Source organism: Nocardioides sp. (assembly GCF_034670285.1).
Taxonomy (GTDB): domain Bacteria; phylum Actinomycetota; class Actinomycetes; order Propionibacteriales; family Nocardioidaceae; genus Nocardioides.
Map to the genome: position 1 here is coordinate 1 of NZ_JAXMNS010000087.1, position 10,865 is coordinate 10,865.

Sequence of the window (10,865 nt, forward strand, 5' to 3'; positions counted from 1 at the left end):
GCCGGGCCTGGGGCGCCGAGTCGGGACGGGCACTGACGTGGGGAGCCAGCCACGCCCCGACGGTCCCTGCCGCCTGGCGCCTCCTGGCGGGCCCTCCGAAGCTCCTCACCACTGGGTCTGCGTCGGCCCGTCGCACTCTCGCCTCGGGACGGGATGCCGACTGGTCCCCTGACTGGGCCCCCGACTGGGCCCCCGACTGGGGCGACGAGACCGACGAGGCCGGCGAGGTGGCGGAGCAGCGTTTTGCGATCGCCTCGGAGATGGCACCGCGACTGCTGCGCGGCCTCGCAGCTCGCGAGGGACGCATCCCCGTGTGGTGGCCGGACCTCGCCACCCAGCTCGATCATCTTGTGGGCGCGCTGGCCGCCTCGCTGGCGACCAGCGACCCGGCCATCCTGGAGGAGTTCGACGAGTGGCTGACCGCCTTGATGAGAGCGCGCTGCGACGTCGAGGCGGTGAGCCCGTTGACGAGTCTGGTGTGGGCCGCGCTGGCCGAGACCCTGGCCGAGGGCCACCCCGAGGCACACGCAGCCCTCCGGCGTGCCGGCCTGGTCGCCACCGCAGGCACCTAGGTCAGCGGCTCGGCCCTACAACGGCTCGACGAGCAGGCAGGTGCCGACCCCGGCGACCCGAGTGAGCACGATCGTGGCCTCGGCGTCGCCGGACGGCGCCAGCCGCTTGCGCAGCTGCTCCGGCACCACGTCGACGCCACGCTTCTTGATGGTCAGCCGGCCGATTCCACGCTCGCGCAGGGCGGCCTTGAGGGGCTTCTCGCGGTAGGGGAGCTCCTCGAGCACCCGGTAGCCACGGGCGAACGGCGAGGCCACCTCGGCCTGGGAGGTCACGTAGGCGATGTGCTCGTCGACGAGACCGCCCTGCGTGATCGCGGCGACGGCGGTGACGAGCCCGGCTCGGATCACCGCGCCGTCCGGCTCGTAGAGGTAGGCCCCGACCGGTCGCACGCCCACCGCGGCCGGGCCCGGGTCGTCGTCCTCGGTCAGGCTGGCGAGGCCTCGGTCGCCGATCACGGTGGCCCGACGACGGGTCGTGGCCAGGCGCCCCGACCACAGGGCGGCCTCCTTGACCTCGCCGTGGTCGCTGACCCACTCGGCCTCGACGCCCTCGGGCACGAGGTCGTGCCCGATGCCCGGGGCGACCTTCACGCAGGCGTCGCGGCTCAGGAGCCGTTCGACGAACGACCACGGCGGCACCCAGTCGTCGACCCGGAACGAGCGCCCGGCGCCCGAGCGGCGTGCGGGGTCGGCGAACGCGACGTCGAAGGGGCTGGTGTCGAGGCGGGTCGCATCGGCCACGCTGACGGCGCCCGGCAGCCCGAGAGCCGCCAGGTTGGCCTCGGCGACGGCGACCCGCACGGGGTCGAGGTCGACGCCGGCGCAGGTGATGCCGACCCCGGCCGAGGCGATCAGGTCGCCGCCGATCCCGCAGCCGAGGTCGATCAGGGTGCGGGTGCCGAAGGCGACCAGGCGACCGGCGCGGTGCTCGGCGACCCGTTGGCGGGTGGCCTGCTCGAGTCCGTCGGTGGTGAAGAACATCCGAGCCGCGCGGTCGCCGAACTTCGCGGTGGCGCGCTCGCGCAGCCCCACCTGGGTCAACGCTGCCGCGACCTGCTCAGGAGTGGCCAGGCGGCGCAGCTCGGCCTGCACGGCGAGCTCGGGTCCGCCGGCGAGATCGGTGGCACGGTCGAGCAGGGCGGAGCCCTCGTCGGTGAGCAGCCAGCGGAAGGTGTCGAGGTCCACGCCACGATCCAAGCAGAAGACCGGCCCGCTCTGGCACTCGCGTGAGGCGAGTGCTAGTTTCGGTATTGGCACTCTCCCCGTGAGTGTGCCAGTGCAAGCCACGAGGTGCGATCCCCGCGACGGCGTACCTCACCGCTTGCCCCAACGTGGGGTGGACGCCCGTCCGCCCAGCTTCATAGGCCAGCTAGATCAGAGAAAGTGGAGGTCGACATCGTGTCGGTCAACATCAAGCCTCTCGAGGACCGCATCGTCGTCAAGCAGCTCGACGCCGAGCAGACCACGGCCTCGGGCCTGGTCATCCCGGACACCGCCAAGGAGAAGCCCCAGGAGGGCGAGGTCGTGGCCATCGGCCCCGGCCGCTTCAACGAGGACGGCGACGACCGGATCCCGATGGACGTCGCCGTGGGCGACAAGGTCATCTACAGCAAGTACGGCGGCACCGAGGTCAAGTACGCCGGCGGGGAGTACCTCATCCTTTCCGCCCGCGACGTGCTCGCCATCGTCGGCTGAGCTCTTCTCACCGCGATACAGCACCGGGTCGTGTGCCTGAGCGCGACCGATCGGTCGTCCTCGGGCGCACGACCCGAGCTTGTTTTCCTCTAGTCACCACAGCCACAGCAGTCTGACCAAGGAGTCACACCAGATGCCCAAGATTTTGGAGTTCGACGAGAACGCCCGCCGCGCCCTCGAGCGTGGCGTCGACGCGCTCGCCAACGCCGTCAAGGTGACGCTCGGCCCGAAGGGTCGCTACGTCGTCCTCGACAAGAAGTGGGGCGCGCCGACCATCACCAACGACGGTGTGACCGTCGCGCGTGAGATCGAGCTCGACGACCCGTTCGAGAACCTCGGCGCCCAGCTCACCAAGGAGGTCGCCACCAAGACGAACGACGTCGCCGGTGACGGCACCACCACCGCCACCGTGCTGGCCCAGGCGATGGTCCACGAGGGCCTGCGCGCCGTGGCCGCCGGTGCCAACCCGATGGGCCTCAAGCGCGGCATGGACGCCGCCGCGACCGCCGTCGGCGAGGCCCTGGCCAAGGCTGCCCGCGACGTCGAGTCCGTCGAGGACATGACCGCCGTGGCGACGATCTCGAGCCGTGACGCCACCATCGGTGCGCTCCTGGCCGAGGCCTTCGACAAGGTCGGCAAGGACGGCGTGATCACCGTCGAGGAGTCCAACACCATGGGCACCGAGCTGGAGTTCACCGAGGGCATGCAGTTCGACAAGGGCTACCTGTCGCAGTACTTCGTGACCGACCCCGAGCGCATGGAGGCCGTCCTCGACGACCCCTACATCCTCCTGCACCAGGGCAAGATCTCGGCGATCGCCGACCTCCTGCCGCTGCTGGAGAAGGTCATCCAGGCCGGCAAGCCGCTCTTCATCCTCGCCGAGGACGTCGACGGCGAGGCGCTCTCGACCCTGGTGGTCAACAAGATCCGCGGCACGTTCAACGCCGTGGCCGTCAAGAGCCCCGCGTTCGGTGACCGTCGCAAGTCGATGATGCAGGACATCGCGACCCTGACCGGCGGTCAGGTCATCGCCCCCGAGGTCGGGCTCAAGCTCGACCAGGTCGGCCTCGAGGTGCTCGGCACCGCGCGTCGTGTCGTCATCACCAAGGACAACACCACCATCGTCGACGGCGCCGGTGACGCTGCCGAGGTCGAGGGTCGCGTCAACCAGATCAAGGCCGAGATCGAGAACTCCGACTCCGACTGGGACCGCGAGAAGCTCCAGGAGCGTCTCGCCAAGCTCGCCGGTGGCGTCTGCGTCGTCAAGGTCGGCGCCGCCACCGAGGTGGAGCTGAAGGAGAAGAAGCACCGCATCGAGGACGCCGTCTCCGCGACGCGTGCGGCCATCGAGGAGGGCATCGTCGCCGGCGGTGGCTCGGCGATCATCCACGCCGTCGCCTGCCTCGACGACAACCTCGGTCTCACCGGCGACGAGGCGACCGGCGTGCGCATCGTGCGCAAGTCGGCCGACGAGCCGCTGCGCTGGATCGCCGAGAACGGTGGGGTCAACGGCTACGTCGTCACCACCAAGGTCCGCGAGCTCGGCGTCGGCCACGGCTACAACGCCGCGACCGAGGAGTACGGCGACCTGGTCGCCCAGGGCGTCCTGGACCCGGTCAAGGTCACCCGCTCCGCGCTGGTCAACGCCACCTCGATCGCGGCGATGCTGCTGACGACCGAGACGCTGATCGTCGAGAAGCCCGAGGACGAGGACGCGGCCGCCGACACCGGTCACGGCCACGGTCACGGCCACTGATCGCTCGCTGATCACTGGCTGATCGGTCCCTGACCGATCGAGCACGCGCACCGACCCGCCATCCTCAGGGGTGGCGGGTCGGTCACATTTCGACAGGTGCCCACGAGGCAGCCCACCTCCGTGGAAGAGTGGCGGCGTGCAGGACCTCCAGGACATTCTCGACCCGCTGAAGAACCCGATCACCTACGCGGTGCCGTTCTTCGTGCTGACGATCGCGGTCGAGCTCGCAGCCCTGAAGTGGCTCGACGACGGCCCCGAGGCGGCCGACGGCGCACGCGCCCACCGGGGCTACGAGTCCCGCGACTCCCGCGCCAGCCTCCTGATGGGGCTCGGCTCCCTGGTGAGCACGACGATCTTCAAGATCGGGTCGTTCTTCGTCTTCACCGCGGCCTTCGTCTACCTCGCCGCGTGGGAGCTGCCCACCGACACCTGGTGGTACTGGCTGCTGCTGATGGTCGTGCTCGACCTGCTCTTCTACGCCAACCACCGTTTCGTGCACCGCGTCAACGTCGGCTGGGCAGCCCACCAGGCGCACCACTCCAGCGAGTACATGAACTTCACGACCGCGCTGCGTCAGAAGTGGAACCCGTGGTTCGAGCTGATCTTCTTCCTGCCGCTGCCGTTGCTCGGCTTCGCGCCCTGGACGATCTACCTCGCCTTCGCGTTCAACCTGATCTACCAGTTCGCGGTCCACACCGAGGTCGTCGACAAGCTCTGGGCACCCATCGAGCTGGTCTTCAACACCCCGTCGCACCACCGGGTGCACCACGGGTCGGACCCGGAGTACCTCGACAGCAACTACGCAGGGATCTTCATCGTCTGGGACCGACTCTTCGGCACCTTCGTCTCCGAGAAGCAGCGCCCGACGTACGGACTGACGACGCCGGTGGGCACCTACGACGTGATGTCGCTGCAGTTCGGTCACTACGCGCAGCTGTGGCGCGGCGTCCGGATGGCCACATCCACGCGTGAGCGGGCCTCGCTGCTGTTCGGCCCGCCGGGACGCACGGGATCACGGACCTCGTGACGAGTGCTGAGCGGGAAGACCCCACCGCCGCGCCGGAGCCCCCGGAGTCCCCAGAGCTCCCGGGATCCGTCGGCTGGACCTACTGGATCCTGCCCGGCGTCCTGGTGCTCCTGATCCTGGCGCTCGCGGCGACGTCCGTCGTGCTGCTGCGCGACCGGCGTGAGGCGCTGCCTGCCGAGACCGTCGTCCAGCCGGCCGACATCGGCTCCGGGGTCATCGGCGACGCGCCGAACCAGCAGGCGGTCGCGCGCGCCCGCCTCGCCGCGCGGTCATACTTCACCCTCGACCACACCACGGTGGAGGCCGACATGGACCGCTTCCGTGCGCTCGGCACGCCGGCGTTCGTGGAGGAGTACAACCAGCTGATGCGCTCCCTGTCGCGCCAGGTCGTGGCCCGCCAGCTGCGCCTGGAGGCGTTCCTGCCGGAGAAGGGCGTGGCCACGGAGTACCTCTCGGTGAATGCCGCTCAGCTGCTCGTGTCCGTCGACGTGACCACGAGCCGCGGACTGCAGAGCAGGACCGCGCCCTACCGCACCCGGGTGCTGCTCCAGCGCGTCGACGACCAGTGGCTGGTCGCCGGAGTGGAGGAGGTGCGCTGATGGTCCGCAGCGTCCACCTCGAGCACCGCCGCGTGCTGCCGGTGCTGACCGTGCTCGTGCTGCTCGGCTCGGCGCTGAGCCTGGTGCTGGCGCTGACACGCCCCAACCCGCAACCGCCCCAGGACCTGCCGGGTGCAGCGACCGGCAGCGCCTACGTGCCGCCCGAGCTCGAGGGGCCCGGCGGCCCCGGTGTCCTGGCCATCGCCGAGGCGATCCCGACGGTGCTGGGCTACGACCACCGCCGCCTGGACGAGGGACTCCGGGAGGCAACGGCCCTGATGACCAAGCCGTTCGCCCGACGCTTCCGTGGCGCCTTCAACTCCTCCGCCCGCCCGCTCGCCCTGCGTCAGCTGCGGGTGGTGGACGCCGAGGTGCGAGGGATCGGCCAGGTCCGGGTGATCGACGCGACCACCGTGCTGGCGCTGGCCTACGTCAACCAGCTGTTGGTGAGCAGTCGGACGCAGCCCTCGCCCGAGGAGCCGACCGTGCTCAGCCGCTACCGGATCCTGGTGCGCGCGACCGTGGTCGGCACCGAGTGGAGAGTGACGAACATCAGCCCGGTCTGACTTTTGTTTACCTCTGCGACTCCGAAGGGACTTGATCGAGCAACGCTCGCGGGAGACGCTCAGCACATGTTGTGGAGAGTGCGCACGACCATGCCCGACCGGCCGGGATCGCTGGCTGCGCTCGCGGCGCAGTGCGGGCAGGCCGAGGTCAACATCCTCGGCTTCCAGGTCTTCCCCGACGCCGAGATGGTGACCGACGAGCTCGTGCTGAGCACCCCGGACGACTGGGGGGTAGCCGACCTGAGCACCCTGCTGCAGCGCGCCGGGGGTGAGGCGGTGAACGTCCAGCAGTGCACCGAGGAGGCGTTGGCCGACCAGTCCACCCGCTACGTGCAGGCCGCCCGTGCCGTGCTGGCGCAGCCGGCGTCGTTCCCAGGGGTCATCGCCCACCTCTTCGACGCCGACGCCGAGCCGCCGTCCGACCCGGCCGTGGCCGCCGAGCAGGACGTGATGGAGATGTCGGTCGCCGAGGTGCTCGTGCAGATCCGCCGGGCGGCGGTCTTCACCACCGTCGAGCGCGCCCGCGGCGGCGCGATGGCCGAGCTCGTCAGCGACGTCCTCGGCCGCGAGCGCCCGGCGTTCGCTCCTTCCGGAGCGCGACGGATGGGAAGCGGCGCCACTCCGACGTACGCCGTGCGCGGCAACCGCATCGTGGCGATGGCCGACGGCGCGACGATCGGCCTCGCCGTCGTCCACCAGCCCTCCGACGGTGACGCCGGCGTGCGCACGGTCGACATCGACGTGGACTCCGCCTGGCAGCGCCGCGGCATCGGCACCCGTCTCCTGGGTGACTCGGCCCGGCTGGCCCGTCGCCTCGGTGCCGACGAGGTGGTGCTCACCACCGCCCACGACAACCGAGCCGTGCTGCCCATGGTCCTGGCCGCCGGGATGCGCGGCCGGATCCGGATGGCGGGGGAGACCCTGACCGTGCGGATCGGGGTGCGGGAGCTCAAGCCGCTCGCGGAGTGAGGCCCCGGCCCGCGCCGGCCAACGCCTCAGCCCAGTTCACGATCCAGGTTGATCGCGGCGCTGATCAGCCCCAGGTGCGTGAAGGCCTGGGGGAAGTTGCCCAGCTGCTCGCCGGTCAGACCGATCTGCTCGGCGTACAGCCCGAGGTGGTTGGCGTAGGTGAACATCTTCTCCAGCGCCAGCCGGGCGTCGTCGAGCCGACCGGCTCGGGTGAGGGCCTCGACGTACCAGAACGAGCACAGCGAGAACGTGCCCTCCGGGCCGTCGAGCCCGTCGGTGGTGCTGCCGAGGTCGTAGCGGAAGACGAGGCTGTCGGAGACCAGGCGCTCCTCGATCACCTCGAGGGTCGACAGGAAGCGCGGGTCGTTGGGTGCCAGGAACTTCAGCAGCGGCATCAGCAGCACGCCGGCATCGACGGTGTCGGAGTCCTCCGAGGCCATGAACGCCCCGACCTCGTCGTTCCAGGAGCGCTCCATGATGCGGGCGTGGATGGTGTCGCGCACCTCCGCCCATCGCGGGAGGTCGCCCGGGAGCCCGCGCTTGCGCGCCATCCGCATCATCCGCTCGATGGCCACCCAGCACATCACGCGCGAGACCGTGTGAGCGCGCACGTCGCCGCGGATCTCCCACATGCCGGCGTCGTCGCGGTCCCAGTTGTCCAGGACCCAGTCGAGCAGGCGGGTCAGGTCAGCCCAGGCGTCGATGCTGAGGCCGGGGCCGTACTTGCTGAAGAGGTAGACCGAGTCGATGAGCTCGCCGTAGATGTCGAGCTGCAGCTGGCCGACGGCCGCGTTGCCGACCCGCACGGGCTGGGAGTCGCGGTGACCGCGCAGGTGGTCGAGCGTGTGCTCCTCGGCGGGGACGTTGCCGTCGATGTCGTAAAGCACGCGCAGCGGGCCGATGTCGTTGCCGTCGGCGTCGGTGGCCCCGGCGGCGTCAGCGTCGCCGATCCGCTTCGAGAGCCAGGCCACGAACGCCTCGGCCTCGTCGGTGTAGCCCAGCCGGAGCAGCGCGTAGAGCGTGAACGCGGCGTCGCGCACCCACACGAAGCGGTAGTCCCAGTTGCGCTCGCCCCCGACCTCCTCGGGCAGGCTGGTCGTCGGCGCGGCGATGACGGCGCCCGAGGGTTCGTGGGTCAGCAGCTTGAGCGTGATCGCGGAGCGGTTGACGGTCTCGCGCCAGCGTCCGGTGTACTTCGACCGGCTCAGCCACTCCTGCCAGAACGCGGTCGTGCCGTCGAAGAGCGGGTCGACGTCGGCGTCGGCCGGCGGCTCCTCGTCGTCGGCGAGCACGTGCAGCGAGAAGCGCGCCTCCTGCCCGGCCTCGAGGATGACGTCGGCCTCGATGGTGTGGTCGTTGATGGAGACGTCGTGGGTGGCAGTCAGGCCGAGCCGGATGCCGTCGCCGGTGATCAGGACGCCGTGCTCGGTCTCGGTGAGCTCAGGCAGGACCTTGCCGTACTCGAGCCGCGGCGCGACCGCTGTGCGGATCCGGACCCGTCCGCGGACCGCTGTCACCCGTCGTACGACGTGCTGGCGGTGGTCGGGGTCGTGGGCGCGCAGCAGCGGCATGAAGTCCTGCACCTCTGCGACGCCGTCCTCGGTGAGGAAGCGCGTCACGAGGACGGCGGAGTCGGGGTAGTAGAACTGCCGCGTCGCGGTCGCCCCGTCGACCACCTGCAACGTCCAGTGGCCCGCGTCGGGATCGAGGATCGAGCCGAACACGCTGGGGGAGTCGAAGCGCGGGGCGCAGAACCAGTCGATCGTGCCGGCGACGCTGACCAGGGCGCAGGTGCGCAGGTCACCGATCATGCCGTGGTCGGCGATGGCCGCTGAGCGTTCGTCCCGCTCGTCCTCGAGCTCGGTCGCGGCCTCGGGCGCCGCCGGATCGCTCACGACTCCTCCGACCCACCCAGGCGCCAGCCGCCCTCGACGAGGTCGATGGCCCGCTGCGGGCCCCACGACCCCTTATCGTAGGGCAGCACCTCGGGACGGTCGTCGAGCAACGGCTGGATGACCTGCCAGAGCCGGTCGACCTCGTCGGCGCGGGTGAAGAACGTGCGCTCACCGTTGAGGACGTCGAGCAGGAGGCGCTCGTAGGCCTCGAGCGGCTCGCCGTGGGGCACCTCCTCACCGAGGTCGAGTCGGAAGCTCGCGCCGGTGAGGTCCATCGTGGGTCCGGGCATCTTGGCGCGCACGTCGATGGTGATCTTCGGGTCGTCGGTGAGCTCGAGCACCAGCTCGTCGGGGATCGGCTCGGCGCCGCGCAGCAAGGTCGTCTCGGGGGTGCGGAAGCGCAGCGTGATGGTGCGTCGCGTCTGGGCCATCGCCTTGCCGGTGCGCAGGTAGAAGGGCACCCCACGCCAGCGGTCGTTGTCGATGTGCACCTCGAGGGCCACGAAGGTCTCGACGTCGGAGTCCTCGGCGACGTCGGGCTCGTCGCGGTAGCCGTCGTACTGGCCGAAGACGACGTGCTCGCGGTCGAGGGGGCGGATGGCGCCGAAGAGCTCGGCCTTGGAGTCGCGCACGCACTTCTCGTCGAGGCTGTCGGGGTCCTCGAACGCGACGAAGCCCATGAGCTGGCACAGGTGGGTGGAGACCATGTCGCGCAGGCAGCCGGTGGACTCGTAGAAGCTGCCACGGCCCTCCATCGCGAGGGTCTCGGGGACGTCGATCTGCACCGACGCCAGGCTCTTGGCGTTCCAGGCAGGCTCGAACAGGCCGTTGGCGAAGCGCAGCGCGAGGATGTTCTGCACGGCTTCCTTGCCCAGGAAGTGGTCGATCCGGTAGACCTGCGACTCCTCCACGACGTCCTTGAGGGCCGCGTCGAGCTCGCGCGACGACTGCAGGTCGAGGCCGAAGGGCTTCTCGATGACCAGTCGGGCGCGCTCGGTGAGGCCCTCGGTGTGGAGCATCGCGATCATCGGCTGCATCGCTGCCGGCGGGAGTGAGAGGTAGAGCAGCCGGCGCACGTCGTCGGTGTCGGCGCCCTCGTCGTCGAAGGCTTCCTCGGCCTCGCGCACGGCGGCGGCGAGGTCGGCGCCGTCGTCCGAGCTGGCGGTCTGGAAGGAGATGCGACCCAGGAAGTCGTCGATGACGTCGGCGTCGAGGTCGCCCACCGTGTCGTCGAGGCCGTCACGCACCTGCTGGCGGAACTCGTCGTCGGTGCCGGGGGAGTTGCGACCGCTGCCAATGATCACGTAGTCGTGAGGGAGCCGTCCGGCAGCGGCGAGGCGGTAGAGGCCCGGGAAGAGCTTGCGGGCGGCGAGGTCGCCGGTCGCGCCGAACAGGACGAGGACATGGGCTGGGAGCTTCTCGGTCACGTTGACAGACTGTCTGATCGCGCAAGCGGTGGCCACACCTCGTGGGAGGGTCGCGGCGCGAGGGGCCGCGCCGACCGTGGCCCGACGGGCGGGCCTAGAGTTGTGGCGTGGTCGCAATGCCTTCGCGTAGAACCTGGATCTCGGTGGTGCTGGCCGTGGCCCTGGTGGTCACCGCGCTCCTCATCGGCCTCGGCCTCGACCAGGACGACACGGCGGCGCGACCCGACGATCCCGGTGCCGACACCTCCACCACCGAGGTCCCGGCCGTGCGGTCCGAGGTCACCCCGGACGAGTTCTGCGTGCTGTTCCTGACGTTCGCCGACGCCAGCTCGTCGTTCTCCGCCGACCTCGACGTGGCC

At 70.4% G+C, this 10,865-nt stretch carries 11 protein-coding genes; 8 read left to right on the forward strand and 3 right to left on the reverse strand.

What is annotated here, in order from left to right; all coding sequences use genetic code 11:
- A partial coding sequence (locus tag VOI19_RS06325; RefSeq protein ID WP_323792111.1) for a hypothetical protein occupies positions 1 to 572 on the forward strand: 572 nt, incomplete at its 5' end.
- Between the two features lie 15 nt (positions 573 to 587).
- On the opposite strand, the gene VOI19_RS06330 is transcribed toward VOI19_RS06325, so the two are convergent.
- Positions 588 to 1,757 (reverse strand): THUMP-like domain-containing protein, encoded by a 1,170-nt coding sequence (locus VOI19_RS06330; RefSeq protein ID WP_323792112.1) that lies wholly within the window; start codon positions 1,755 to 1,757, stop codon positions 588 to 590.
- A gap of 213 nt (positions 1,758 to 1,970) precedes the next feature.
- On the opposite strand from VOI19_RS06330, the gene groES reads away from it, so the two are divergent.
- The 6 genes from groES (at position 1,971) to VOI19_RS06360 (ending at position 7,184) form a co-directional block, all read left to right on the forward strand.
- Complete coding sequence (gene groES / locus VOI19_RS06335; protein ID WP_323792121.1) at positions 1,971 to 2,267, forward strand: co-chaperone GroES; 297 nt, start codon at positions 1,971 to 1,973, stop codon at positions 2,265 to 2,267.
- 133 nt (positions 2,268 to 2,400) lie between these two features.
- On the forward strand, positions 2,401 to 4,023 hold the full coding sequence (groL, locus tag VOI19_RS06340) for a chaperonin GroEL (protein ID WP_323792113.1): 1,623 nt from the start codon (positions 2,401 to 2,403) through the stop codon (positions 4,021 to 4,023).
- 136 nt (positions 4,024 to 4,159) lie between these two features.
- Positions 4,160 to 5,050 carry a sterol desaturase family protein gene (locus VOI19_RS06345; protein WP_323792114.1) on the forward strand — a complete coding sequence of 297 codons (891 nt, stop codon included), beginning with the start codon at positions 4,160 to 4,162 and terminating at the stop codon, positions 5,048 to 5,050.
- Positions 5,047 to 5,649, forward strand: a complete 603-nt coding sequence (locus VOI19_RS06350) for a hypothetical protein (RefSeq protein ID WP_323792115.1) — start codon at positions 5,047 to 5,049, stop codon at positions 5,647 to 5,649. Before VOI19_RS06345 ends, VOI19_RS06350 begins: the two co-directional genes overlap by 4 nt.
- Positions 5,649 to 6,215 (forward strand): hypothetical protein, encoded by a 567-nt coding sequence (locus tag VOI19_RS06355; RefSeq protein WP_323792116.1) that lies wholly within the window; start codon positions 5,649 to 5,651, stop codon positions 6,213 to 6,215. The genes VOI19_RS06350 and VOI19_RS06355 overlap by 1 nt, the downstream gene beginning before the upstream one ends.
- A gap of 66 nt (positions 6,216 to 6,281) precedes the next feature.
- Complete coding sequence (locus VOI19_RS06360; RefSeq protein WP_323792117.1) at positions 6,282 to 7,184, forward strand: GNAT family N-acetyltransferase; 903 nt, start codon at positions 6,282 to 6,284, stop codon at positions 7,182 to 7,184.
- A gap of 26 nt (positions 7,185 to 7,210) precedes the next feature.
- Here VOI19_RS06360 and VOI19_RS06365 read toward each other — a convergent pair whose 3' ends face one another.
- Both VOI19_RS06365 and zwf read right to left on the reverse strand, forming a co-directional pair.
- The gene (locus VOI19_RS06365; RefSeq protein ID WP_323792118.1) at positions 7,211 to 9,079 is read right to left on the reverse strand and encodes a glycoside hydrolase family 15 protein; all 1,869 of its coding nucleotides are present in this window, start codon (positions 9,077 to 9,079) and stop codon (positions 7,211 to 7,213) included.
- Positions 9,076 to 10,506 carry a glucose-6-phosphate dehydrogenase gene (gene zwf, locus VOI19_RS06370; RefSeq protein WP_323792119.1) on the reverse strand — a complete coding sequence of 477 codons (1,431 nt, stop codon included), beginning with the start codon at positions 10,504 to 10,506 and terminating at the stop codon, positions 9,076 to 9,078. The genes VOI19_RS06365 and zwf overlap by 4 nt, the downstream gene beginning before the upstream one ends.
- Before the next feature lie 107 nt (positions 10,507 to 10,613).
- On the opposite strand from zwf, the gene VOI19_RS06375 reads away from it, so the two are divergent.
- On the forward strand, positions 10,614 to 10,865 hold a 252-nt coding region (locus VOI19_RS06375), incomplete at its 3' end, for a hypothetical protein (RefSeq protein WP_323792120.1).